The sequence below is a fragment of the Streptomyces sp. NPDC002742 genome (assembly GCF_042888885.1).
Taxonomy (GTDB): domain Bacteria; phylum Actinomycetota; class Actinomycetes; order Streptomycetales; family Streptomycetaceae; genus Streptomyces.
In genome coordinates this window covers 1-24,907 of record NZ_JBIAQF010000054.1, presented here as the reverse complement: position 1 = coordinate 24,907, position 24,907 = coordinate 1, and the positions used below count along the sequence as shown (strand labels likewise).

Annotated in this window: 16 protein-coding genes and 3 pseudogenes; 4 read left to right on the top strand and 15 right to left on the bottom strand. The window is 61.5% G+C overall.

Annotated features, from left to right (window positions below):
• Nucleotides 1-441: 441 nt before the first annotated feature.
• The 10 genes from ACFYW8_RS43890 to dndB all read right to left on the bottom strand — a co-directional run bounded on the left by ACFYW8_RS43890 (nucleotide 442) and on the right by dndB (nucleotide 15,247).
• Nucleotides 442-909: a DNA phosphorothioation-associated protein 4 gene (locus tag ACFYW8_RS43890; RefSeq protein ID WP_389093504.1), complete on the bottom strand. Its 468-nt coding sequence runs from the start codon at nucleotides 907-909 to the stop codon at nucleotides 442-444.
• Nucleotides 909-2,963, bottom strand: a complete 2,055-nt coding sequence (locus ACFYW8_RS43885) for an AAA family ATPase (protein WP_389093500.1) — start codon at nucleotides 2,961-2,963, stop codon at nucleotides 909-911. Before ACFYW8_RS43885 ends, ACFYW8_RS43890 begins: the two co-directional genes overlap by 1 nt.
• On the bottom strand, nucleotides 2,960-3,124 hold the full coding sequence (locus ACFYW8_RS43880; protein ID WP_010984359.1) for a hypothetical protein: 165 nt from the start codon (nucleotides 3,122-3,124) through the stop codon (nucleotides 2,960-2,962). Before ACFYW8_RS43880 ends, ACFYW8_RS43885 begins: the two co-directional genes overlap by 4 nt.
• 27 nt (nucleotides 3,125-3,151) lie before the next feature.
• Nucleotides 3,152-5,296, bottom strand: a complete 2,145-nt coding sequence (locus tag ACFYW8_RS43875; protein ID WP_389093494.1) for a DNA phosphorothioation system restriction enzyme — start codon at nucleotides 5,294-5,296, stop codon at nucleotides 3,152-3,154.
• The gene (locus ACFYW8_RS43870; protein WP_389093490.1) at nucleotides 5,296-7,185 is read right to left on the bottom strand and encodes a hypothetical protein; all 1,890 of its coding nucleotides are present in this window, start codon (nucleotides 7,183-7,185) and stop codon (nucleotides 5,296-5,298) included. Before ACFYW8_RS43870 ends, ACFYW8_RS43875 begins: the two co-directional genes overlap by 1 nt.
• 1,186 nt (nucleotides 7,186-8,371) lie before the next feature.
• On the bottom strand, nucleotides 8,372-9,574 hold the full coding sequence (locus tag ACFYW8_RS43865; protein WP_389093485.1) for an IS110 family transposase: 1,203 nt from the start codon (nucleotides 9,572-9,574) through the stop codon (nucleotides 8,372-8,374).
• A gap of 575 nt (nucleotides 9,575-10,149) precedes the next feature.
• Nucleotides 10,150-10,530, bottom strand: coding sequence for a DNA sulfur modification protein DndE (gene dndE, locus ACFYW8_RS43860; RefSeq protein WP_389093481.1), 381 nt, complete (start codon nucleotides 10,528-10,530; stop codon nucleotides 10,150-10,152).
• Nucleotides 10,520-12,547: a DNA sulfur modification protein DndD gene (gene dndD, locus ACFYW8_RS43855; RefSeq protein WP_389093476.1), complete on the bottom strand. Its 2,028-nt coding sequence runs from the start codon at nucleotides 12,545-12,547 to the stop codon at nucleotides 10,520-10,522. The genes dndE and dndD overlap by 11 nt, the downstream gene beginning before the upstream one ends.
• Nucleotides 12,534-14,111 (bottom strand): DNA phosphorothioation system sulfurtransferase DndC, encoded by a 1,578-nt coding sequence (gene dndC, locus ACFYW8_RS43850; RefSeq protein WP_389093472.1) that lies wholly within the window; start codon nucleotides 14,109-14,111, stop codon nucleotides 12,534-12,536. The genes dndD and dndC overlap by 14 nt, the downstream gene beginning before the upstream one ends.
• The gene (gene dndB / locus ACFYW8_RS43845) at nucleotides 14,108-15,247 is read right to left on the bottom strand and encodes a DNA sulfur modification protein DndB (protein ID WP_389093467.1); all 1,140 of its coding nucleotides are present in this window, start codon (nucleotides 15,245-15,247) and stop codon (nucleotides 14,108-14,110) included. The genes dndC and dndB overlap by 4 nt, the downstream gene beginning before the upstream one ends.
• Before the next feature lie 245 nt (nucleotides 15,248-15,492).
• On the opposite strand from dndB, the gene dndA reads away from it, so the two are divergent.
• A complete protein-coding gene (dndA, locus tag ACFYW8_RS43840; protein WP_389093513.1) occupies nucleotides 15,493-16,647 on the top strand; it encodes a cysteine desulfurase DndA in 1,155 nt (384 codons plus the stop codon).
• A gap of 5 nt (nucleotides 16,648-16,652) precedes the next feature.
• Here the strand turns inward: dndA and ACFYW8_RS43835 are convergent, their stop codons facing one another.
• From ACFYW8_RS43835 to ACFYW8_RS43825, 3 genes are all read right to left on the bottom strand, one after another.
• A complete protein-coding gene (locus ACFYW8_RS43835; protein WP_389093462.1) occupies nucleotides 16,653-18,089 on the bottom strand; it encodes a DNA phosphorothioation-associated putative methyltransferase in 1,437 nt (478 codons plus the stop codon).
• 248 nt (nucleotides 18,090-18,337) lie between these two features.
• A complete protein-coding gene (locus ACFYW8_RS43830; RefSeq protein ID WP_389093458.1) occupies nucleotides 18,338-18,799 on the bottom strand; it encodes an HNH endonuclease signature motif containing protein in 462 nt (153 codons plus the stop codon).
• A 500-nt stretch (nucleotides 18,800-19,299) separates the two neighbouring features.
• Nucleotides 19,300-21,003: a hypothetical protein gene (locus ACFYW8_RS43825; protein ID WP_389093455.1), complete on the bottom strand. Its 1,704-nt coding sequence runs from the start codon at nucleotides 21,001-21,003 to the stop codon at nucleotides 19,300-19,302.
• A gap of 618 nt (nucleotides 21,004-21,621) precedes the next feature.
• Here ACFYW8_RS43825 and ACFYW8_RS43820 point away from each other — a divergent pair.
• Nucleotides 21,622-21,831 (top strand): annotated as a pseudogene (locus ACFYW8_RS43820) (IS5/IS1182 family transposase); the annotation flags it as partial.
• A gap of 18 nt (nucleotides 21,832-21,849) precedes the next feature.
• Here ACFYW8_RS43820 and ACFYW8_RS43815 read toward each other — a convergent pair.
• The gene (locus tag ACFYW8_RS43815; protein WP_365879453.1) at nucleotides 21,850-22,359 is read right to left on the bottom strand and encodes a DUF2867 domain-containing protein; all 510 of its coding nucleotides are present in this window, start codon (nucleotides 22,357-22,359) and stop codon (nucleotides 21,850-21,852) included.
• Nucleotides 22,360-22,605: 246 nt separating this feature from the next.
• Between ACFYW8_RS43815 and ACFYW8_RS43810 the strand changes: the two genes are divergently transcribed.
• Nucleotides 22,606-24,048: an NF041680 family putative transposase gene (locus ACFYW8_RS43810; RefSeq protein ID WP_389093508.1), complete on the top strand. Its 1,443-nt coding sequence runs from the start codon at nucleotides 22,606-22,608 to the stop codon at nucleotides 24,046-24,048.
• 74 nt (nucleotides 24,049-24,122) lie between these two features.
• On the opposite strand, the pseudogene ACFYW8_RS43805 reads toward ACFYW8_RS43810, so the two are convergent.
• Nucleotides 24,123-24,286: pseudogene (locus ACFYW8_RS43805) on the bottom strand (IS5/IS1182 family transposase); the annotation flags it as partial.
• A gap of 164 nt (nucleotides 24,287-24,450) precedes the next feature.
• Here ACFYW8_RS43805 and ACFYW8_RS43800 point away from each other — a divergent pair.
• A pseudogene (locus ACFYW8_RS43800) lies at nucleotides 24,451-24,825 on the top strand (transposase family protein); the annotation flags it as partial.
• Between the last annotated feature and the right edge of the window lie 82 nt (nucleotides 24,826-24,907).

Here is a 24,907-nt window from a genome sequence, read left to right as displayed (position 1 = left end):
GGTCGACTTCCGTCCTACGCGGAGCCTCGTTCGCTTACCCCGACTTCGCCGAACCGCTTGACACCACACGCAGCGGCCTAACTTCCCGGGCTTGGACTTTAGGCAGCCACCATGGGGCGAGCCTCGAAGATCATGGCCCCAACGTCGTGCTTTACCGGCCAGGTCTACAGACTGCCCGACTCGCCGGAAGCTTAAGGGGCCATGATCACTCGCCCCATGGCAGCTCCCGCCCAAAGTCTCGGAGCCAACCTCTCAACCTCGTCGGCCACAGGCCAGCCGTTTGACTCGTCCATTCAGGCCGTGGCTCCCTCGTGGGCCACATAAGGGTACGTGTATGAGGTGGGTTCAAGTAGGGCCGAGCCCCAGAAAATATACTAGCAATCCCAGGGCCGCCAAATCTTTCAAGCTGCTGTGGGTTGTCCCGGGCGCCTATGCATTGTGTTACCAGTCCAGGTCCGCGGCTTGCATCAGCTCGGAGACGTCGTTTTGCCGCTCGTCGGGAGCGGTGAGGGCTTCCATGACCAGCGTGCTAATGATGGAGACGTAGTCGTGCCCACCGCTGGCGTTGATCTCGCCTTGGATATAGTTCAGTCCGCCGTTAGCGTACTCTTCGAAGATCTTGACCCGGTCGGGCTGGCGCTCATCGGCGAGGATCTTCGGATCGTCTGGTTCCTCGGCCACTGCGATCATGTCGACGAGTACATCACCGTATTGACGGCCTTCGATCAGTGCCAGACGAATGGGCTCGCCAGGTTTATCAAAGGAATCTCGCTTACCCTTGTTACGTCCTAGCACGGCAGCGAACATGAGCACGTCCACCATGGCATTGAAAGGGCCCTCTTTTCCGGCCAATGCCGAGATAAGGTCCTCATGGGCGGCTGGCCTGCGGAAACGGTCTTCGTATGCCATCAGAAAGCCACCTCTTCCAAGATGGTGTGCTCGAAATCGCCGTGCGTGACGTAGGCGACGGCTCGGTTGTTGATCTCGATGGTCTCTTGCGCGGCGTTGGTGTTGGGGGTGACCGTGCGCAGCACGTACATGCGGGTGGCCGCCCCTTGCAGGTTGTCCATCACTTTGCCACTCGCCTGGGAGTTGGACAGCAGGGTGACGATCTGCGAGGTGAGCTTCGGCAGTGCTTGGGAGATTTCTTCTTGATACGTGAAGTCCAGGCTGCCGAAGGGGGCATCCATGACGACGGGGTAGATGCCTCCCTCGCCAATGATGTCTTCGCTGTCTTTGGCCTTGCGCTGGTGGATCTGCTTGGCAATCTCCGAGACTGCGCCGACGAAAGACAAGCCCAGGACCTGGTTTTCGCCCGTGCTGCGGATAGCAATGCCGGCGGGTGACTTCAGCAACAGCTCGAAGGAGTCCGTCAGTTCGGGCTCGTAGGACTTGATGAAGATCCTCGAGAAGACCTCCTTGAGCTTCGCATCGAGCTGTTCGCGGACCTCTTCGGTCTTCAGTTCCAGTGCCTCGCGGAAGGTGTCCAGCACCTCGTTGACGAGATTGACCTGTCGCTGCACCTTTCGGGATGCTTCGTCCGCTGCCTGCGCGGACCTGAAGAGTCTCTTCATCTTGTCGATCTCGGCTTCGAACTCGACCCGGCGCTCTTCCAGCCGCCGATGCTCTGCGAGTCCGTCGATGCGTTTTTCGTCGTATTCCTTGCGCCGCTGCTCGAGGCGCTGTACGTCTTCGATGTTGACGCCTTGCAGCTGGCGGTCGATCTCGCTCTTTTCTTCCTCCAAGCTCTTGATCTCATCCTGGCAGTTTTGGATCTCGAATGTGGCCTGCCGCAGGTCGTCGAGGAGCTTTTGACGTGCCTCGCCGAGGTGCTTCATCTGTCCACTGACATACATCCAGCGGGCTTCCACATCGGCAAGACCGGCGTTGTAGCGACGTTTATCCAGCTCTTGATATGCCGCGCTCCCCTGGGGAACGGGGGTGCCGCACATGCACGTGCCTTCGTCGAGGAGGCCCTCGATGAAGTCGCGTTGGATTCCAGCGGGCAATTGGCGGCGCTCGCGCATGCCCTGTGCCAGCCCGATCACGGTTTCATCGATGTGCGATGTGAAGGCGAGGAAGCCTCCCTTGGAGAGGATCTCACGCTTGCGTGCGTACCGGTCCTGGAGTTGCCCGCCCATCTCGTTGATTTTCCATTCGAGTTTCTTTCGGGCGTTCTGTAGAGGCTTGGACTCCGAGTGGCTGCGCAGCGCTCGTTCCATCTCCCGGACTTCGCTCTCGTAGCTGCTGATGTCGCGGGAGACTTTCTTCGCACGCCGGTCAGCGTCATCGCGCTGCTGTTCGAGTCCTTCTTGTTGATCGCGCAGCTGCTGGAGGCGGCTGTCGCCGCCCTTGTCGATCTCCTTGGCGAGGCGTCGTGCGGCTGCGGGAAGGTGCTCGGTGATCGCACGCTCCATCGGTTCAAGATCCATCAGGGTCTTGATGGCGCGTTTGACCTCGTCGTTGTTCTCCTCGCCGGTGAACATCTTCTCCATCCGCTCACCGTTGAAGAAGAAGAAGCGGCGCAAGCCTTCAGGGAGGATCTTCTCGATGCGGTCCTGACCGTTGGCTACGGGCTTGCTCTCGCCGTTTTTTATCTCGCTCAGGGTGAGCTTGGCTGCGACAGCTGTCTGCTCGTCGGTGTTCTTGACGGTGGCCACCTCACGCAATGCGGTGAAGATCACCCCTGCGTGTTCGAATTTCAGCTCCACCGAGGCGCTGACTGGGGTGCCATGCGGGGTTTCCGCCCATTTGTGATCATGGATGACGCGCTGCTGTTGCTCGACGTCGGCGGAGAACTTTCCGTACAACGCCCAGGCGAAGGCGTTGAGGAGGGTGGTCTTTCCCGCACCGTTATTGCCGAAGATCAGCACTGCTGGTTTGGAGTCGTTGACGGCGAGATCCAGCGTCTGACGGCCGTAGAACGCGCGGAAGTTGTCCAGCGTCAGCCTCAGGAGCTTCACTTGATCAGTCCCTTCACAGCCGCCACGATCTCGTTGACCACGGTGGTGGAACTTCTGATGTGCAAGTTTTCACGCTCCAACTCGATGACGCGCCTGGCGAGTTTGACGCCCTCGGGCGACAGCTGACTCAGCACGTCCTGCGCAGTTTTCTTCTCGCTCACGTCTACTCCGTTTGGTGATGCAGTGGATCAAGTGTCGAGCAGGCCATATCGCAGGCGCAGCGGACGAAGGAGGTCGAGGGTCTCGGCTTCGTTGTCAGCCAGTTGTGCGAACTCCGTCACGCGGGCCAGCTCACGGGCCACCATGCTGCGTTCGGTGCGGTCCTGCAGGTCGGGCATGTTGGTCGGGGGCACCACGATGAAGTCGACGATGTCGGCCATGGTCTTGCCCGGTGCCTGTCGCAACACTCGGCCGCGGCGTTGAATGAACTGCCGAGGGTTGGAGGAGCTGGCCAGCAGGTATGCGGTGCGGGCGGCGGGCACGTCGACACCTTCGTCCAGGCAGCGCATGGAGGCGATTACTTGCAACTTGCGGTCGGCGAACCGCTGCAAGACCTGGCGACGCTCGGGCCGTTTGGTCTCGGCGGTGTAGCGAGCGGCGGGCATGTGCAAGTGATTGCCGACGAGATCCAGTACTTGATCGATCTGCGCTGGCTCTGCCGTGGCACCGTCTTCGTAGGACAAGGGGTGCTGTCCCTCTGCGCAGTACAGCAGCTGATACCACTCCTCCCTGCGTTGGCTGATCTCCCGTCGCAGCGCGGGAAGTTTTGCGCGGGCATGACCGAGCAGGTTGGCCCGTTTACGCAGCAGGTGGCCCAGAGGGCTGTTGTCGTCGGCTTGTTCGGAGAACTGCTGCATCGCGAACAGCTTGCCGATCTTTTCGGTGATCTCTATGTAGAGGTCGGTCTCGTCGGCATTCAGTTCCACGATCACGGGCTTATAGGTGTAGCGGCACAATGCGCCGGCTTTGATGGCGTCGCCGAGTCCGAGCTCGAACACCACCGGGCCGAAGTAGTCGGTGAGTGCGGCGGTGCCTTCGTCGTCAAACCAGCGTTCCGGGGTGGCCGACAGCCCGAGGCGAAACTGCGCGCTGTCAGGCAGCTTGGAGCGGACGTGCCGGGCGCCGAGGTTGTGTGCCTCGTCGGCGATGAGGAGGAGCTGGCCGCGATAGCGCTGGAGGATGCTTTGGAAAGCGGTCTCGCCGAAGGTTTTGTTCGTGGTGATGATGACGCCGCCGCGGGTGGTATGCAGCGCCAGCGCATCCAGCAGTTGGGAGGCGTGGGGGAACCATGCGGCAGTCGACTCGTAGGCGCGCAGGGGGTGCACGCCGAACCACTCGATGTCTTTCGCCCATTGGTCGACCAGGTGCTGGTAGGGGGCGATCACGACGGTGAGCAGTGGTTCGCCGACCTTGTGGAGCATCTTGGTCACCTGGGCGGCCGCGGACAGGGCGGTGAGGGTCTTACCTGTGCCGGTCGCCATGCGCAGGATGCCGCGGCCTCGCTGGGCGAACCACTGGGTGACGGCCCGCTTTTGATAGTCGCGCACTTCCAACAGCGGAGGGATGGTCAACATGCCGGCGAGGTCTTCGCGCGTGATAGTGATCGGCGCACCGGACGGGGGGATCGCTGTATCGTCGCTAGGGTCGACTGCAGCGTGGGTGCTGCGCTCGATGATCTGCTTGGCGGCATCGGTGAAGGGCATGACACGCAGCAGTGGCGTCCTGTCATGCCACAGGTCATCGAAGTCTTTGCTGATACGCAAAGCCCGTTCACGGTCTCGGTCGTCCCAGCTACGGAAGACCTCGATGGATTCAAAGTTGCCAACCAGGCCCGACAGAGTCTCATTCGCGCTGCCTTTGAACGCGACGAGGTCGTGGTCGTCGCGGAAGACGCCGATCTTCTCGTGATACATGCCGACCCGACTGCCTGCCGTGACGTAGGCGAGCTTCACGTCTAGTCGCCCCTCGGCGATGAGCGCGCCGAGCTTGCCTAGTCCGCGCACTGCCCTGGCGTCTTCCGTCGCACGCTCCAGGTCGCGTAGGGCAGCCTTCTCCAGGACGCCGCGAAGTTCGTAGCCGGCTTCGATCTCGGTGATGTCTTCGGCGAGAAGATAGGGCGAGGCCACGATGCGCATCGTCCCAGCGCGCCGGGTGAATTCTTCTATGCCCTCGCCAATGACGGCCAGGACAGAAGCCGTGAAATACCCGACAGCACGGTCGTACGCGGTTGATGCCCGCAGAGCCGGGACGTAGAACTCATCGACAACATTGCCGCGGTCGCTACGATATTCTCCCCCGAGATCGGCGTGCCGGAGAGCTTCAAGAGCGTGCACTAGAAGTCCAATCCAAGATCCCGAGCAAGCTGAACACCCACCGTTTTATCGGTGGGCTCGTCGGCCCCATGCGTGTCGCGTTGCTCCCCCTTGCTCTCAAGGTCGGTGAGGCGTTGCACTCGTCCCCCGCGAGCAGTGAAGGGAGCGGAGGAGACCACCCGTCGCAGGGTGGACTCTTTGATGGAGAAGGCTTGTGTCAGCGCCTTCACGAGCTCGTCACTTTGTATGCTGCCGCCCGCCTTATCGACTTCTTCTTCCACCAGTTCACGCACACTGGTGTAAGGGCGCAATTGCCATTCGGAAAGCGCCCAGGAGTCGATATCACTGCGCGTAAATCGCAGGTCAGCAGAAAGGTGCGCCTTCAGGGACCGCTCATTTACAGCGTCGCCCATGCGTGAGGTGAGTTCACCGGTCGAGAGTGGATGGTCCGCTTCCTGGAGAACGATCCAAGCACGCTGCTTAAGCGTTTTCTGTGCAGGGGCGGCAATCTCGCTAGCCTGCGGGACCTCTTCCGCATCCATGATCCACCCGTTTTCCCCCAGCGTGGCGTTCAGGATACGGTGGACAATAGTCTGAGCCTGCGGCGGGAGTTCTTCTCCGAATCGCAAGAGAAAACCAAATGTAACACCCTGCTCATCGGGGTTCATCAGAGCAGCGAGCAACGCGAACTCCTCGGCAAGCTCGTTATCCAATGAACGGGAGGGATTAGTACGGGTGAGGGGCAGTGGTGGCGTCTCTTGCGAAGAGGCAGCAGGCGATATGTCGCCGAGTGCCGCAGCATAGGCGTCTTGAACAACCGGCGAAATACATCCACGCTCTGCTATGACAAAACCATTGCTGCGTGCCCATGCTCGAATAGCGACGGCATCCGCCTGCGCTGGGGTACAGCTAGCCGAAGTAGGCGACTCCGACTCCCCGTCATGATCGTGCATGCCCGGCTGTGGTGCACCGTCGAGATTCTTCGCAGCTGCCGGGTGATCAGTTGTCACTGACTGGGCATCCTGCCGCGGAAGATCACCCATCTTTGAGGTGATGGAAATGCCATTGAAGTGCAGCTGACTCGATCGGGAAGAAATTCCGCAAAAATCGAGCCAGGCATCGATGTATGCTGCAACCCATCCCTGCTGACTCAATATTTTCCGCGCAACGGAGAGCGCCATCACCTCATCCTTTTCAAAATCAAGGATGTGCAGCGTTTTTTTCACTTGCTCAAGCATATTAGAGCGGCATATCCATTGTTCCTGCACTTCGGCATGACGCAAGAAGGACAGCAGCGACACGAAACTCACGTCGCTGTCCAGCAAGCAGCCGAAAAGCCACGGGCGACGCTGCTGGAGCTGCGCCACAGGTGTCGGCGCATAGGTGACATGGTCGAAATCTGCCACAGCTGCCCGCAAAGCGGAGGATCTTGCCATGGCGGCGTCGAGGCGATGGGGTAGCTCGTCACAGAGTTCCTGCAACTGCTCCAACGGCATGCCTTGCTGCGTTGCCATCGTGGACAATTCCAGAGGTTCTGGGGCACATCGATACAGGAGCAGGAGGCTTTGCTCTTCGCTGTTCAGCTCACTAAACCACTGTGTTACTGCTATGGCGTGCGAGGTCTCCTTCGGAAGGGCGACCGCACGCATCACAACGCTCAGAAGGGCGACTACCTCATCCCGCGTCAGGGGAAGGCGCAAATTGAGATCATGCGGTGTCATGTTCCGCATATCGCCCAGTGCGAGAATTCCGGACTCCGCCAATGTTGCGGCAGCACCCCTATTTTCCAGATCGAGGTCTTCAATTACAGTGGAGACGTCCAAAGTCGGAAATAGTTTTTTGCACTCTTCGTCTACGAGATTCCTGCTAGATAGCAGAATGCTGCCCAGCAGGTTAAAGACTTCTTCCATAGAAGCCCGTCTCATCGACGTCTGCGCCGGACTTTCCTTTCCCCACCAATGGACGGGTCCCCCGAGTCGCTGGAGGTCGATAAGGTCTGGCGCACGGAGATACTCGACCCACGGGAAAACATCAATCCATGTGTCAACATGCTGCGACGACTCCGCTGGAAATGCTGACACTTATGCTCCCACCATGGTTACTTTACTGCCATACCGGATACGAAATCTGCCCGAACGGCAGACCAGCGGACCGACAAGCCGACCTTCATTTTCAATAACCCCGCGATATTCATCGCAGGAAGAGATCACCCCTATGCTTCGCATGCGGTAAATCCCCCCGCCCCGATAGTTCGTTACATCGCCGAGCTCCTCAACGGGCCAGGGTCCGGCTCCCCTTAGCCTGGGTATGCGGGGTGGGTTGTCGCCTGCTGTGAGGCAACGGCGCGAGTGCGATGGCGGTAGACCGTGCTTATCGCACCGCGCCAGCATGTGTCGGCCATGTTCGGGGCTGAGCGTGGGCAGCCGGGCTGCTACAGCCCAGGGGGAGGTCAAACCCACGCCCGCGAGGCAGCACACAACCTGAGGGCGCCCTGCTGGCCGGCCTGTGCCGCCCCTACAGGGCCACCGTCATCGCCGGGTACAGGGTGCACGGAAGGCGGCGCGCACGCCCTCTCGGCGGCTCGATCCGCCGGTGTGTGGTGCAGCATGGAGAGTTGAGCCCTGCCCTTTCGCTCGTGCCAATCACCGAAGGCGACGTACCGTCGCTGGTGCGACGAGCCAGCGCGGGCAACGTCACGCTTTGCTCCGTACTTTGCGTCTCGGTAAGGGGAGCGCGGCGGTGGGGGCGTCCACTTTCTGCCCGGCATCGTAGCGGAACGTGCAGGTGGGCGTCTTCTCTTCGATGTATCACGGTTCAACAGCATCCCCCCAGAGGCTGAACCGGGACCTCCTGCGCACCGGGCGCTCGAGATGTGAACGGCGCCGCTGGGGGATCACCCTCAATGGCCTGGGCTTCCAAGACGTGGCATACCGGCGTGTTCTCTATGTGGGGTTGACGCCATCCCGTCGCATGGATGGCTCCCGGTGGGCCAATAGGTGACACGGACGGAGCGCCATCTGCGTGCAGCCCCCCCTCGGTGCCTACACGGAGCCGATGACGCGCTCGGGGACCGAAAAAGTGCCCCTATGGCTTTCGTCAAGCCGCGGTAGTGGGTGCAGTCTCGTAGAACGTGCCGTCGCGGAGCATCGCGAAGAGCACGTCAATGCGGCGTCGGGCGAGGCAGACGATCGCGGCGACGTGGTGCTTGCCCTCGCGTCGTTTCTTGTCGTAGTAGGCGCGTGAATCGGGCTGGGACAGTGAAGCGAACGCGGCGAGGTAGAAGGCTCGCTTGAGCTGTTTGTTGCCTCGCCGGGCCGGATGCTCGCTGCGGATCGAAGAGCCGGAGCGGCGGGTGGCGGGAGCCAGACCTGCGTAGGCGGCCAAGTGTCCGGCGGTCTTGAAGTTGCTGCCGTCGCCGACATCGATGAGGATCCGGGCTGCGGTCCTGACTCCGATGCCGGGCATCGAGATCAGGACCTGGGAAAGAGGGTGTGCCTCCAGCAGTTCCTCGATCTTTGCGGCGAGACGTTGACGTTGGTGGAGCACGGCCGTGAGCGAAGCAGCGAGGCTGGGGACGATCAGCGCCGCAGCATCGGTGCCCGGGACGACGACGCTCTGTTCGTCGAGTGCGTCGAAGATGTCTGCGACGAGTCGTTCGGCCATGCGTGGCGCTTTGGGCCGCAGCATGGATATCAGTCGTTGCCTGCCGGCCTTCTTCAACTGGGCTGGGGAGCCGTAGCGTTCAAGAAGGAACAGGACAGCCGAATGATCCAGCCGAGCACCCAGGACCCGCTCGAGTGACGGGTGGATCTGGGTCAGCAGCCCTCGCAGACGGTTCTTGGTTCTGGTGACCTCGCCGGCCAGATCGTCGTCGAAGCCCACCAGCATGTTCAGCTCGGCAACGGTCTCGTCGTCCGGTGCCAGATCCCGCAGTGTGTGCGGCATGGTCCTGGCGGCGTCCGCGATGATCGCGGCGTCCCGGGCGTCGGTCTTCGACTCACCGGGGTAGAGGTCGGCGATCCGCCGCATCGTCAGCCCCGGAAGGTAGGCGACACGACAGCCGACATCTCGTGCGACGGCCAGCGGCAGTGCTCCGATCGAAGCCGGCTGGTCCACCACAACCAGCACCGTTCCATGCCTGGCCTGCAGTTTCATGAACAGCTCACGCAGTCGCGGTTCGCTGTTGGGCAGCGGCTTGTCGAACACCTTCTTGCCCACCGGAGTCAGTGCGGTGCCGTGATGCTCCCCCTTGCCGACGTCCAGACCGAGGTAGACATCGATCTCGCTCTCGTCGCTCACATGCCCCTCCCAAGCAGCCTCTTCCCGGCCTTGCCTGCGGCATCAGCGTGCCGGCATCCACGTTACGAAGGCCTGCCCATCCAGAGAGTGTGGATAGAGCGGTCATGCCCCTGATCAGCGGTCTGCCAATGCCTCCGGCCCGGTGACACCACTTTTTCGACCATGATCGACAAGGGGCAACAGCCATGCCGGACCCGGAGGCCGGTAGCCCCATTGCGGGACCACGAAAACCGTAACGGGGCTAAGCAACCGGTATTCACGGGCAGCTTCGCCGCCTGCAGGAGCTGCCCGCTGGAGCAAGCTCACGGTAAAGCAGGGCGGTCCCGGTGGCGTCGGCGCCGTGTCCGTGGGTCGGGCAACGTCTTCTCCCTGCTGTGACTACGCCGGGCGAAGGATGATGTGAAGGCCGCTAGGAAGGTGCGGCACGCCGGACATGCAGCTGTCGGGCATGCGAGGGGTCGCATGCCCGACAGCGTGGGGGATACGGGTCTGTCCTCTCTTTGAGGACAGACTTTGGGGCGTGCCAGGGCGGGGCGATTGTGCGCCCTCGGCAGGCGCGGGGCTGGGTGAAAGCGTCAGGTGGGCACGACGGCGCCGACCATTCCTTCGACCGTGGCCATCTGCTTGTCGGCACCGAGGTAGCCGATGCCGCGGTGCACGTGGACGGTCAGGACGCGCTGGATGTTCTCGTCATTGGGCTCCTCACCGATAGCGACACAGCGCTGCTTGAGCAGGGCCAGGTAGAGGTCGCCGTAATGGCCAGCGAAGGTCCTCCAGCTCATCTCAACGTTGGAGTCAGTGACGATGTCCTTCACCAGCGGGGTGGAAGGATCCCTCAGTGACAGCAGCAACGCCCAGCGGCACAGCACGTTCCACTGAGTGACGCCGGTGGTGCGCTTGAGGTAGGACAGCCGATCCTTGGCCGGCTGAGACAGACGGACGTGGTCAACCGGCATGCGGGGCTCCTGCACTCCACCAGTAGCCTTCGACGACGGCGGTGGTGAATTCGGTGTCGTCGTGGACGAGCGTGTAGGTGTGGGCGACGGACTTCTCCAAGCGGCCCAGCAGATACTCGTCGATCTCCTCGTCGGTGGACAGCAGGAGAACCTGGTCGCTGGCGTTGGGGAAGTAGCGGTCGACGAGGTGCTCGCGGTGACGGCTGTCGAGACGGCCCAGAGGGGTGTCGATGACGCTGGGCAGCCGGTTGCCGGCGACGCGCATCAAACCCCAGAGCAGCGAGACAGCCAGAAGCTGGCGCTCACCCGCACTCAGACGCGCCGGATCGATGGCCTCGCCATCGGCGTCAGCCAGGGTGAGGATGAATTTGTCGGTATCGATGCGCAGGTCGCGCACGAGACCCTGCTTGCGCATGAGGACCTTGAAGCTCTGCAGAACGGCCACTTCGAGCCGACTGATGTGCCGCTCAAGGAGCGCGGAGCCGAAACGCTCGAGAGTGTCGCGGGCCTTCTCCGAGTACTTGATCACCCGCTCGACTTCTTCCGCCTTCACCTTGGTGCGGACGAACTCCTTGTGCGCACGCTCCAGCAGCGTGGTGACGTGTTCACGACGCCGCTTGAGGTCCTCAAGCTTGGCTGTGGCACGGTCGCGAGTCGCCTCACAGCGGGTTACCTCCACGATCTGCTCGCCCCGGGCCGCCTGGAGGGCTTCGACCTTGTCCTGTGCGGGAACGCCGGCAAGCTGCCGATCCAGCTGGTCCAGATGCTCGGCCAGTTCGGCGGCGCTATGCAGCAGCTGCGCGGAGCGCTGGGTATCCCGCTGGAGCAGTTCGTCGAGGACGCTGAGCTGGGCCAGCGCGTCGTGCGGCAGGCGCAGATCCACCGCCAGCTGCGTCTTGGCGGCGCGCTCGGCGCGGTCGGCGTCCAGCCGCTTGAGGACCTCGGCTCGGGTGGCGTCGGGCATCAACTCCAGCAGCCATCGATCGCGTTCTTCGAGGACCTCGAGGACCTGGGCGGACTGCTGGGCTTCCTGCTCGATTCTGGCTTGCTGCCGGACGTCGTCGAGAAGCGGTGCGACCATCAACAACGGCAGGGGTCCTGCTGCAAGTTGCGTGAGCTCCGTGCGCACTTGGACCAGGCGGACGAGGGCCTGCTTCTTGTCGTTTTCCAGCTCGACGCGCCGGGTGAACAGATCACCACCCTCGTCAGCGAACGCCTTCTCCAGGCTGTCCAGCTTGCGCTGCGCCTTGCCGAGTTCGCTGCGGGAGTGGGCCAGTTCCTGGTGCGCGATGTCGTACTGGGACAGCACCGCTTCGCGTTCGGCTTCCTGGGCACGGATGTTGTCCAGGAGATGCTGTTCCTCCTCGGACAACTTCTGGCGCCGCTGGAGGGCCAGAAGATCGTTGCGCAGCTGCTGGACGGTGCTGACGCCCAACAGGGAGTGCACGGCCGACTCGATGACGGACGCCGCCCGTTCGGGGTTGGCCAGCGACTCAATCTTCTCGCCGTCGAAGAAGGCGAGGGAGGCGATCTCCAAAGGCAGCAGGGACTCGACGTGGTCGGCCCAGCCCTCGCTGAGCAGGCGGTTGAACTTGCCTTCCGGCCCCGCGCTGCGCTGCGTCTTCACCCGCTCGCCGTAGGTCTCGTCGACGTAGACGTTGAGGAACTCTTTGAGGGTTTTACCACTGATGTGCCAGCTGCGGACGAGACGATAGTAATGCTCGTGCCCACCGGTCATGACGGTGAATTCGAGGGTGATGGCAGAACCGCGGCTGGGGTCGGCCTTGCGGTTGATGCTCTCCCGCAGATACGTCTCGTATGCCTTGGTGCCGCGACCGCTGCAGCGAGCCCGGTTGCCGTAGAGCACCAGCTGGATGGCGTCGAGCAGAGTCGTCTTGCCACACCCGTTCAGACCGCCGATCAGGATGATCGGCTTGTTCTTCTTGGGGGTGAGGTCGAGAGACTGCTTTCCGCGGTACGCCCCGAATTCTTCGAGGGTGATCTTACGCAGGAGCATCGAGTTCGTTTTCGTCGTCGAAGGTCAGGTTCTCGGCGATGTCGTCTCGCCACTTCTGCTTGCGTGTGGCGAATTCCACGGCGTCTTCGTGGTCTTCGTAGTAGCCCTTTTGCACAGCCTGCTCGAGTGCCTGGAAGAGGCCTGAACGGCGCGCCATGGTGCGGTACTTCCGCTCGACGGCGAGGAGTTCGCGGACCATGTTGTAGTGCAGGTCGTCGCCATCGCAGACTTGCTTGAGGACGTCCATCTCGTCGGACCCCATGACGAGTTGCTCGTCGAGCGGGCCACCCGGGAAGGGCTCGCTGGTGGCCTCTTGGTAGATCCGGGGCAGGCTGTCTTCGACCTCGTGCTTGTCGAACACCCAGATCCGGCGGATCTCGTGCAGTTCCTCAAGCGTGATCAGTTCGATGTTCTGCACGTGCTCCGGAGCATGGGCACGGATCCAGGTCTGGGCGTCCAGCAGGTCCTTCAGCCACTCTTCACGGAAGGACTGCAGGTAAGGCCCGTGGATGGCGTCATCTTTGAACAGCATGACCTTGCCGTTCATCCTGCGGAAGTCGCGAGCCGGCTTGTCGGGCTTGGGATCGCCAACCTTGCGGCCGGGCGGAATTTCTTCGCCCTCTTTCCATTCGTCAAATGGGGCGTCGAGCTTATTCCGCAGCTCTAGCAGAGGCGTCATCCACTCCTTTTCCTCGTCGTTCTGGATCATGGCGGACATGGACTTGTCCTCATCGACGAGGGTGCAGGTCCAGCAGCCGAAGCGGCTTGAGCCGCAAGAGGGAGTAGTGGAGTCGACCACGAGGGGACATTCACCATCGCTAGAGGCGCCCTGATACATGGTGAGCAGGTCCTGATTGGTGTAGCCCCAGGGATTGGGCTTTTGCATCAGGAACTCCCACACGTCGTCGTTGGTCCAGTCCTCAACAGGGCTGTAGACGAGGGAGTTGGGCAGGTTGGCGTTGGGTGAGAGGCGCTCGCGGACGCGGCGCTTCTCATGCTTTTCCATGGCGCGTGCGCGGGCTTGGCTCTCCGTTTTACGGATGCCCAGGACCATGATCGCCTCGCCGTGGGCGGCGACCACACTGCGGATGAACGCGTTCGACGGCTTGATCTTCAGACGTTCGGTGCACCAGCGGAACTTCGGGCGCGGGGCAGGATAGCCCCGGCCGAGCAAGTTCACCCAAAAGGTGTCCTTGATCTCCGGAGTTAGGCGGTGCGGCTCGACCGGCAGACCCTGCGCCTGCGCCGCGTCCTGCATAGTGCCCAGCGAGGCGGACACCCAAGCGGCAACGACCGGGTTCTCCACCAGGGTGTCGGTGCTGATGACATGCACAGTCTTGGTGCGTTGCTCGGCAGGCAGGTCCTTGAGAGCCATCCACACCAGCTGCAGGACAGCAGTGGAGTCCTTGCCCCCGCTGTAGCCAATGACCCAGGGGACCTGGTCGGCAGTGTAGAGCTCCCGGATCTCCTCCGTCAGTTCGGTGACGACCTCCTCCAGAGAGCGTCCACCGAACGGCTTGCGACGTACGGGGGTAAGCCCGAGGTTGAGGGGGATGGTGGTCATGCCTCGCCTCGCAGATATGCGTCTTCCACGCGCTGCTCTTCCGGACTCAACTCCAGGCCCAGATGCTTACGCAGGTAATTAACGGTCAATGTCACATTTTGATGGCTTTTAGAAACGCGGCCGCCGACGATGGCACGCCCCTCCCAGTCGATGTTCCCCCGGGTCCAGTCCACATCCGTCAGTGGAACCAACCGCCTCTTCCATGCAGCCGCCTTGACCGACTCCCGCAACAGCGCGTTTCCAACACGTCCCAGCGCATGCAGGGCGATGCCGTGGCTATGGATGAAGTCCCGGCGCATCTCCTGGGCGGAAAGCTGCTTGCCGCGGACCATCGCCCACTCCGGCAGCGCCGTGTCTACGGCTTCCCAGAACGACTGTGTCAGCATGATCGCTTCATCCTGCTTGAGGTCGAGGCCTTGCAGGAGGGACTGGTTGCCGTAGTACAGGGCGCTAAGGGTGAACAGCTTGCGCGAGCGAGCGGAGAGCGTGCTCTTCTCCATCTCAACAAAGCCCTTGAAGATGGTTGAGCGTTCCGTGATGGCGCGCGTGATCTGAGCGTTGAGGTCCCGGTGGTCATACAGGACCCCGATTGAGCGCGCCGGGCGGACGGCATGCCGGTTGAGGTCGGCGAACATCTGCTGGGAGCGAGAGAGACCGGTGTCGTGGAAGAAGACGACAGCGATGGTCTCGTCCCCGAGGTCGGGGTTCTCCTTCAGCGCGAGCTCGATGGCGGCACGGCGGTGCTGCCCGTCATTGATGAGGAAGCGCGCATCCATGGGGATGCGCAACTGCCCTGTACGGTGCGCAGGACCCTCTGCACCCTGACATTCGAACGCCATATCCCCATCCACGGACGCAGTCAGGGCACTGAAGACGTAATCGTCGGGATTGTCCAGGATGTAGCGGGCGAGCGCCGGCAGGCGTCCCTTATTGAGCACCCGCTGGGCTCTCAACTCGGCGGAAAGATCATCCTCGTCGAAGAGGAAGATCTTCGGGATGAGCCGCAGCGGGCACATCGACGCATAGAACTCCCGCCCCGCCTGCACCCCGCGAATCGCAGGGAAGGTGTATTCGAAACCCGTTGACGCTCGCGTGGCAGCCCGCCCCGCAGTCTCGCTCGCCGCTTCAGTCTGCACCCGTGCACTCTAGCGTGTACGTACGTCTCCCAAGAAACGTACGCCGCTTCCATCTCAACGTACCTAGGTACACGAGATGACGTACTGCACCCGGGGTGACGCAACCGAATCAGCCAGACACGTTTAGGAGGAAGCCCTCCAGGGGCGGCGTCAGCGGTCTCTGTGTCAGCTTCGCGCACCGAGGACCCACCGTGTACGTTAATCGCTTGACGTACGTCGTGAAGTGGAAGCGTGCAAAGAGGCGGGTGAGCGCCGTGGTGGCGTATCTGGATGTTGCGGCGACGACACGGGTGGATCCCCGGGTAGCCGAGGTCGTCCTGCACTGGATGACCGAGGACTTCGGCAACGCCGGCAGCCGCACCCATGAATACGGCGCACGCGCCAAGAAGGCTGTCCAGCAAGCCCGTTCCTACCTCGCGAGCACCGTGGGCGCGAAGACCGAGGAAGTGATCTTCACCAGCGGGGCAACGGAGTCAAACAACATTGCCCTGCTTGGCCTCGCCCCACACGGCGAGCGGACTGGCAAGAAGCACATCATCACCTCCGCCATCGAACACAAGGCCGTCCTCGAGCCCCTGTTGCACCTCGAGGAAACCCGCGGCTTCACCGTGGACGTTCTTGAGCCGGGTGCGTCCGGCCGTATCACCGTCGAGCAGGTGATGGAGCTCGTGCGCCCCGACACGCTTGCGGTGTCTCTGATGCACGTCAACAACGAGACCGGAATCATCCAGCCGGTCGCCGAGCTGGCCGAGCGCCTACGGTCCACGCCGACCTACCTCCACGTGGACGCCGCACAGGGATACGGCAAGATCGCCGGTGATCTGTCCGCGCCAATCGACCTGATCAGCATCAGCGGCCACAAGATCGGCGCACCAAAGGGGGTCGGAGCGCTCATTACACGACGTCGCGGCTGGGATAAGGCTCCGCTGGAGCCGATCATGTTCGGCGGTGGCCAGGAGAGGAAGCTGCGTCCTGGAACTCTGCCGGTCCCACTGATCATGGGCCTCCACGAGGCCGCGCGGATCTTCCACGAGAGCCGGGATAACTGGGAGCGCGAGGCACGAGCGATGCGTGAGCAGATCTTGGAAGCGCTCGGCAAGACACGCTTCCGGGTCAACGGAGATCAGGCTCACACCGTGCCGCACATCCTCAACGTCTCCTTCGACCAGCTCAACGCTGAAGCCTTGATTGTCCGACTCAAGGATCAGGTCGCCATTGCAACAGGTTCGGCGTGCACCAGCGCCTCCTACACCCCTAGCCACGTGCTCCAGGCTATGGGCCTTCCCGACGACGTGGCTGCCAATGGGCTGCGGTTTTCCTGGTTCCCTCCGCAAGCGAGGGACTTCGACCCGCTTCCCATTGCCGAAACCATTGCCCGCATGCAGCCTCAGGAAGGCTGATCAGCCTACGCCTCAGTGCGACGCACCAGGCGGTGCCCGCGCAGTTGCCGGTCGCATCTGACGAGTTCGGCTTCCCAGCCGTTCTCGGTCCCAATCAGGTGCGGTCGTTCATACAGCCCGGCCCGCATTTCAGACTCGGTCAACCGGCGGTATCGCGGCACCTCCGGATCATCTGATGCAAGAAACTCGTGCTTGCGGTGGAGCAGGGGACGGTTGGCCGAGCTCTCATAGGAGAGATGGGACGCCTCAAGCGTCTGCAGGTCCACCATGTAGGAGGACCGAATCCGTGGATGCGGGTCTTTGTCAAAGTCTGGGTAGTCCAGCCAAGAAACTGCCCTCCCCTGATGTTTGAGCTTTGCCACCGTCCACAGTTCCGGGCGACCAGCAGCGATCGATGCGCAGTGCTCGTACAAACGCAACACCGTCGGGATTCGCTCCAGCGCGCGTCGATGCACATACAGTGCCGTCGGTGTCACCTTGCCCGCAGCAGACGCATTCATGGCATTACGCACATAGCCGTCGTCGCGGAGCTTGAACAACAGTCGATCAGCGCGTTGACACGCCTCCTTGTAGGAACTGAAAAACGTACGCACGTCCTGCTGCAAGCCCACCGGCAGACTCGCGAACGGCCCCCGACCGTTGAACAACTCCACCGCCAAGTAAAGCAACGTGTTCAGCGTCGATCGCTTAGCTCCCGCATCAGCCCACTCAGCATCAGCACCCTCTCTCAGCAAGCGCTTGACCTCGCCGGGCCGCAGGTGAGCCAACAGCTCCGCAACGGTCCGCGGCATCTCCTCAATACGCGGCGCACGTCCCCTACGTTCGAAGAAGTCCACCACCGCACTCACCGCCGAGGCAGTGTCTTCGGAAGCAAGCCACGCGGCATCCGGGATCACACGCTGCGCCAAATAGCTCAGACGTGCGCCCTCATCCCGGAACGCGTAGATGACCCCGGGCGCAGCCGCCACCACTCGCGCGCCGGTCACTTGCTCCACGTACTCCCGCAGTTCACTCGCGGCATACAAATGCTGGAACGTCTGCCGGCTCGTCAGCAGTCCGTCACCGAACTCCTCACCGCGAACCTTCGACTTCTCCCATGTCAGCCGTGCTGAGACAACCAGCAGTGTCGAGGTCAGTTCCCACGCCTGCTTCAAGGTCTGTCGACGCTCCGCCGGATCCTCGATCACGTTCAACACGTAGGTCAGCAACACCACGTCAGTGGCGACTAGTTGCGTATCAGTGCGGTAGTACGGATCCCAACCCACTACCTGGCAGTCCAGTTGCTGCAAAGCTCTGACGTCGTCGCCACGGCCACAGCCGTAGTCGAGGATCGTCCGCTCAGCCACCAACTGGCGATCCGCCAAAGCCTGACGCGCGGGCACCGACAAGGCCATCCGCCCGATCGCCGTCCGGCGACGCTCACTACCCCAGATTTGCTGCATATCAGACACCTGCGTCTAGGTAACGACACCGTTCAGCAGGGTAGAAGACGCCCGCCCGGTACACCCCCGCAACGACGAATATGCCCCATCCTCAGCAGAGCACCGTCACGTGTCGCATCCACTGGCAGTGTGCTCCCAGAAAAAATAGTATCTGCCGATCAAGGAAGACTGAGAGGCCTCTCGTCAGTTTTATGGACGGAGGATCTTAGTGACGGCCTTGAAATCGAGCCACCCCGGGACGCCGGCGCCTATCTCCGATTCGGCAAGAGCGACGGGGCAACGAATCGGGCGGAAGCCCAAGGATCGTGCTTAACGCAAACAACCATCAGATTAGGTGGAGTTAGAGCACCCCTTGCATTAAAAGGTGCCACAAACAGTTCGCTGTTATTCAGGCGGGCTGGACATGCCGACGTCACCTCGCAGCGCCCTCTCGCAGCGATCAATCGCAATATCCAAAGAGGTTGCGGAAGCGTTACCGTGCCAATCTTTGGATCTGGATGGTTTATAAAACCTGACGCCCATGCTTTGGCGTCGTACATGCTCCACAGTTTACTTTTGGTGAGGTTGCACCATCCGCAAGCCAGGTAGAGATTGTTTTCATCAGTCGCTCCACCTTCAGCGACAGGAATCTTATGGTCCAGCTCAATGCGGAGGTGCCTTGCATTCAGGCCTCTGGGACGAGTGAAATCCACCAAATTCAAAGGCTTCATCTCTTCTCGTGTCCTCCGGAGAAAAAGATCTCGCGCATGCTGCGTGAATCGGTACCCACAGAGGTAGCATCTTTGGTCTGGGGCACTGTTGAACCACACCGCGTCCTTCAACCCCGCGCTTATCCGTTCCCGCCCCATCCCTCTGCGCGCCTCGACCTCTCGCCACGCGAAATTAGAAAGCTGAGTAGCCGCGAGTTCAACTTCATCCTCCGGCGCATGCTGAGCAAGTATACGGAGCTGAGCGAATATCTCGAGGTAAACGTGGCCAATATTATTTCCAGATTCAGTATGCCTGGCCAAATCGACCAAGCCCTCTAGAAACCAACGACCGACCGTTATGGCATAGTCGGCCTTTAGGAGCCACTCGTTCTTGCCGAGGATGCCCGAAGGAGCATTGAGGCCTGCTACCTCCCGGAGTCCGCTTTCTGTCCACCGGGTCGGTAGCGTATCCGCGAGCACCTTGTAGAATTGACTGATCCCGTGAGTATCCACAACAAGGCCTACGGCTTAAATTTCTTAGGCAGCCCGCTTGCAGGCACCTTACGGTACTCCTGCCAATTTTGAGACCAAAGCCTTTTTACCGCCAATTGATCCTTCTTGACATTTTCAAGCTTCCAATCTCGATTAAAGTACGAGGAACTCACTCGACCATTCTTGAGCCAGTCATTCATCGTTCGCTCGAAATCTTCCAGATCCGCTAGCGACTCCGCTTGAGTGTAGAGGAAGTCGAAGTAATCCGCAGCAAGGACGGTGAGTGAGACTTTGTTGAATAGATTACTTGTGGCTGTACTTCCCCAACCGTTGAACGTATCAACCTCGATGGGGTCCCCAAAGTGGTCCCGCACACGCGAGAAAAATCTAACGAAGATATCTCGCCACGGGCCGTCTGGGCGAGACCATTCCTCAAATCTCTCCTCATCCGTTCCGGGGCCCACAAGGCCGCACTGCGGAAAATACTCCATCTTCCATGCTCGCGCATAGTCGATCTTTTGATTAAAGGGACGCCCACCCCGCAGCTCGCGGAAAATCGAAACGAGGCCACGCAGGACCGTCCACTGCAAGAGATCAGGGCGATCTCCCGCCATTCCGGTCTGCACCAGTCCCCGAAATGGGCTGTCCTCTGCTCGGGTCAGATAGGCAACGGATTGAGAATCTTCTAGCTTGATACCAGCACGGCGGAGGCGGTCCGCAACAGCCGCAAGCTCGATTCGACTCAGGCTTGTCGAGACAATAGTCCCGAGTAGCGCTTTGCCCATCGGGGTTGCCTTTTGGTTAACGACCACGAACTGAAAGACATGTTCGCTCGGGCTGTCATCCATAAGCAACGAAACTGGAAGACAACGAGATTGGCTCTCGATCAGCTGCTTTTCAGCCAGTTCAGGTGGAGTCCCGCCTTTCACAGCATCTAGAATCTTTGCTTTCCCATCACTTCCCCGAACGCTTTGATGGGCAGACTCGACAGCTCCTCGCAGCCTGTGCTGCCCATCCACTAGAACAACAGGCTTCAAGTAGGCAATTAGCGCCGACTTCGTGAAGCCCTGAATTTCCTCAACGTCATCAATACCTCGCTGCTCCAATACCCGGATGCGCGCACGAAGCTCAGTGTAGAAATCAACGAGATGCGTCTCCTCTGCAAGCATGACTGAGGCAGTGGCTTCAGCATCATCTATAGTCGAATCATCCTGCTCCAGCGCTTCATAGGCATCCGAGTCGGAATCATCATTTTCTTCATCTGCTGGGGATGTGGCCGCACTTTCCAAACGCATAATGGATGCGACGCGCGCCTCGTCTACCACGTCATCCCCGAGACCCTCTACGCGGGATTCAAGATGCGCAACGATTCGCTTCAATATGGTCATCATCGACAGGGATGAGTGATCCTCGTACGTGATACTAAGTCGACCAAATGGCGAGTCGGGCGAGGTAGGCGAGAATTGGACCCTCTGATTATCCTGAAGGGCGCCGAGTAGCGGGTTCTGAACCACATTATTACGATCGCCGAAGAATTTAAGCAGCTCTGTGATGCGTCGTGGATCCTGTTGCCGCTGAAAACCTGCAGTTTCTTCATTTGCCAGCTTACGGCGCTCTGGGACGCCGGCCCACTGTTCAATTTCTAGCGCGGAGGCTGCAAAGAGAATCAGCGGCTTACTCTCTAGAGTCTGACGAACGACAAAAGCATCATACTCTTTTACGATATTACTCATATATCCTCGCAGCCTGATGATCCTTCTAGCTGGGCAGTTGCGCCATACCATACCCAATTCCGAGCGCCGCAAGGTGAGTTGGCTGCACTGTCGTGGCAGTTAAGGTTGGCACGAGCCACTGGGGACGACCGAATAGCCGCTCGGCCCTGGTGAGCGTGACGTGCGACTTGGGCGATGGCCTGCGGACCCTGTCGTGAACCAAGGTCCCCGCTGGCCGCATCGTGGTTCTAACGAACCGGTACGCCACGGCGCCTTCGTCCCTCACACGGCAAGACTCTCAGGGGGTGTGGCCAGGTAGGGAGCAAAGAGCATCACCACGGACGGTAGCCAGGAGCTGAGTACAACCTGCGTGTGGCCCATTCGTGGACCGCGGGCAGGCTACGGGGCACCTGTAAGGTTCTGACCTGCCGAAAGGCATATGTCTCAAACCCCCTCCGGAGCCGTGTGCGCAGGTTCGAATCCTGCCGGGGGCACTCGCCACACAGCCAGCAAGAAACACCCGCTGAGCTGGGCGGATGCCTAGATGAGAGAGCGGGAGTCAGTCTCACTGACTCCCGCTCTTTCTCGTTCTCTCTCACTGTTCGCGCACTATCTGCGATACACACGACACAGTTCCGATGGAGCATGGTCAGCGTGGACTCGGCTTCCTGCCTCGCCCCTCAGCACGCCGCAGGCGCCAACACCCTCGCCCGTGGCCAACGCGGCCGGCCTGCTCAGCATCGTCACCATGTGGCCCTGGGTCGCTCCCGTAGTGGGCTCTCCTCCAAGATCCACCTGGCCGCTGAAGGCGGCCGCCGTCCACTTGCCTTCGTCATCACACCTGGTCAGCCTCACCAATGGTGGCTGTCAAACACGGACAGCACCAGCGACAACGCGGGGAATGATCAGATTGTGAAATGGCTGGATCGCCTTGAAGTACAAGCGTCCGACTGGGCGGTGGAACCGAACGACCGTCGTGCACACGCCTTCCCGCCCTCCACCAGAAGAAGACGGACGAACCGCGAAAGAGGTACGGAAGTCCAGGTGCTTGTCGTCGTCTCCGCACAAGACCTCGTCCTCGGTCACGGCCAACAATCGGAAGGGCCCCATCTTCAGACCGGGCTCGATCCGGATGTCTTGAACCGGCACGCGCTTCTGCGATTGGAGTCCGAAGGGCGCCATCAACATGTCGCGCAGGGTGAGCAGTCTGTGCACCCACTCAGGAGTCCCGGCGAAAACCATGAGAGTGAACTCGATTGCGCTGGTACCTGCCGGGAGATCCACAGCCACCGCATCCACATGGTCATAGCCGCCGAGACTTGCCACGGCGCTCTCAACAACGGGCCTGGCGTGTTTATGGACTTGCACATCAGTCATGATCAGGATCCCTCCCCCGTGATGGACCTACCCCTATGCCTCTGATTCTTCACCACCATCGGGGCGGACCGCGCTCTACGCGCCATTCATCCGTCGAACAGGCCCTAAGCTTGTTCTTTTTCTTCCGGCCTCGAACGGTGTCTCGTACTGAGTCGCTCACCTGGGGGTTTGCCGGACGTGGGGGCGGCCTTCGTCTGATCATGTGCTCCGACCAAGGTGCACGTGACCAAGACGAAGGCCGTGAGGGTGAGTCTGCTGCCTGATGTTGTGCGGAGGGAAGCGTTCGCGGAAGCGTCACGCTTCCGGGGAGAGTTCCATGAGTGTCTGACCGCCCGGCATGACGAGTTGTTCGAGCTGACGGACGCGGTGCTGTGTGCGGACGGTGCGGTGAAGTCCCCGGTGGACCTGACTCTGTTGCCCGAACATCGACGTGGGCACGGCGCGATGTACGGCGGTCTCAACCACGGCCGGATCGACGTCGGCCGGCTGCAGACGGTACTGGCCGGACTGTCGCTGCCGCGTTTCGACGGCGGGCGCCTGGTCCTGGCGGTCGATGTGTCGCCGTGGCTTCGCTCGGACGCGCCGTGCTCGGCGGAGCGCCTGTTCTGCCACGTCTACGGCCGGGCGAAGACGGCGTCGCAGTTCATCCCGGGCTGGCCCTACTCCTTCGTCGCCGTGCTGGAGCCGGGCGCCACGTCATGGACCGCGATCCTGGACGCGGTGCGGCTCGGCCCCGCGGACGACGCGACCGCGGCCACCGCCACCCAGTTGAGGGGTGTCGTCGAGCGACTCATCGCCGCAGGCCAGTGGGAGGCCGGGGACCCGCATATCGTGATCGTCAGTGACGCCGGCTACGACGTCACCCGCCTTGCCCGGGTCCTGCGCGACCTGCCGGTCGAGATGGTCGGCCGGGTCCGATCCGACCGCGTGATGCGTCTGCCGAAACCACCCAGGATGCACGGCGTCAACGGCCGGCCGCCCAAGCACGGTCCGGAGTTCCGCTTCACCAAGCCGGAGACCTGGCCCGAGCCCGCGATCACCACAGTCACCGACACGAGCAACTACGGCAAGGCCGAGACTCAGGCGTGGGACCGGGTCCACCCCCGACTTACCCACCGTTCCTCATGGCTCGACCATGACGGTGAACTACCCCTGGTTGAAGGGACGTTGATGCGCCTGAAGGTCGAGCATCTGTCGAAGGAACGGGATGCCCCACCGGTGTGGTTATGGTCCTCCAAGACCGGCGCCACCCCCGACGACGTGGACCGATTCTGGCAGGTATTTCTCCGCCGCTTCGATCTGGAGCACACCTTCCGCTTCGCGAAGCAGACCCTTGGATGGACCACCCCGAAACTCCGCACTCCCGAGGCCGCGGACCGCTGGACCTGGATCCTGATCGTCGCCCACACCCAGCTCAGGCTCGCCCGACCGCTCGCCGAAGACCTCCGCCGGCCCTGGGAGAAACCCGCCCTGCCCAACCGGCTCACCCCAACCCGGGTCCGCCGGGGGTTCAGGAACATCCGCGCACACTTGCTCTGTCCCGCTCGTGTTCCCCAACCTCGTGGCACCGGTCCCGGACGACCACCCGGCACCAAGAACAAACACCGGGCACCCCGCTACGACGTCGGAAAGACCGTCAAACGCCCCGAGTCCCTCAAGGCCACCGGCAAGCCTGGAAGATCTTGGTAGATAAAGAACAAGCTAAGGCTGTCCCGCTATTGATCTTTGTTGGCCGAGGCGGAGGGCCTGCCTCCCCAGGTCTGTCATGCAGCCTGAAGCATGTTATGCAGGCGGGCGATGCCGAACTTCAGGTGTGGACGCCGTCGCCCTTCAGGCGGCAGTCTCGAAGGATCTTCCAGGCCTTCATGCGCGCGAAGACGTGCTCCACGCAGCCACGGACCTGCTTGTGAGAGTGGTTGCGCTCCTTCGACCTCGACCATGACGTCGATCCGATCTGAGCCGGGAGGCACTGAGGCTTTTCCAACCTGGTTGCGTAGCACGTCGGTTGACTGAGGGCGGCGTTGAGGGAAAGGCGAAGCTCCTGGTAGATGAGTTGTCGACCAAGATCAACCTGTCCGCTCGGAGCTTCACGTGCTTGTCTACTCATCTGGGATCGATCTGTCCACCTCGACCCTGTGCTACCTGTCCGACCTGCTGAGAGTCAGGCGTCGTGAGCGCGGCACGCGCTGGCGCCGACTGACCACGGACCGACAGGCTCTGCTCGTGCTGGCCCATCTGCGCTGCGGGCACACGTACGCCCAGCTCGCGGTCGGCTTCGGGATCGGGCTGGCTACCGTCTACCGGTATATCGCCGAGGCGGTTGAGGTCCTGGCCGCCCTCGCGCCCACCCTCCAGCAGGCCATGACCGTCGCCGCCAACAAGGCATTCGTGATCCTGGACGGCACCCTGCTGCACATCGACCGCATTGCCGCCGACCGCCCCTACTACTCCGGCAAGCACCAACGCCGGTAAGTTACGGGCCCGTCGGAGTCCTTGACGTGGCAACAGGGCCTCTGTGTCGACTGGTTTCGACCAAGAAATCCGCCGA

Bases quoted from the DNA above. Each gene is read 5' to 3' on its own strand.
- ACFYW8_RS43825 (WP_389093455.1), bottom strand. From the start codon at position 21,003: ATGAGTAATATCGTAAAAGAGTATGATGCTTTTGTCGTTCGTCAGACT.
- ACFYW8_RS43835 (WP_389093462.1), bottom strand. From the start codon at position 18,089: ATGCAGCAAATCTGGGGTAGTGAGCGTCGCCGGACGGCGATCGGGCGG.
- ACFYW8_RS43815 (WP_365879453.1), bottom strand. From the start codon at position 22,359: ATGACTGATGTGCAAGTCCATAAACACGCCAGGCCCGTTGTTGAGAGC.
- dndD (WP_389093476.1), bottom strand. From the start codon at position 12,547: ATGCTCCTGCGTAAGATCACCCTCGAAGAATTCGGGGCGTACCGCGGA.
- ACFYW8_RS43870 (WP_389093490.1), bottom strand. From the start codon at position 7,185: ATGGAAGAAGTCTTTAACCTGCTGGGCAGCATTCTGCTATCTAGCAGG.
- ACFYW8_RS43830 (WP_389093458.1), bottom strand. From the start codon at position 18,799: ATGAAGCCTTTGAATTTGGTGGATTTCACTCGTCCCAGAGGCCTGAAT.
- dndE (WP_389093481.1), bottom strand. From the start codon at position 10,530: ATGCCGGTTGACCACGTCCGTCTGTCTCAGCCGGCCAAGGATCGGCTG.
- dndC (WP_389093472.1), bottom strand. From the start codon at position 14,111: ATGACCACCATCCCCCTCAACCTCGGGCTTACCCCCGTACGTCGCAAG.
- ACFYW8_RS43890 (WP_389093504.1), bottom strand. From the start codon at position 909: ATGGCATACGAAGACCGTTTCCGCAGGCCAGCCGCCCATGAGGACCTT.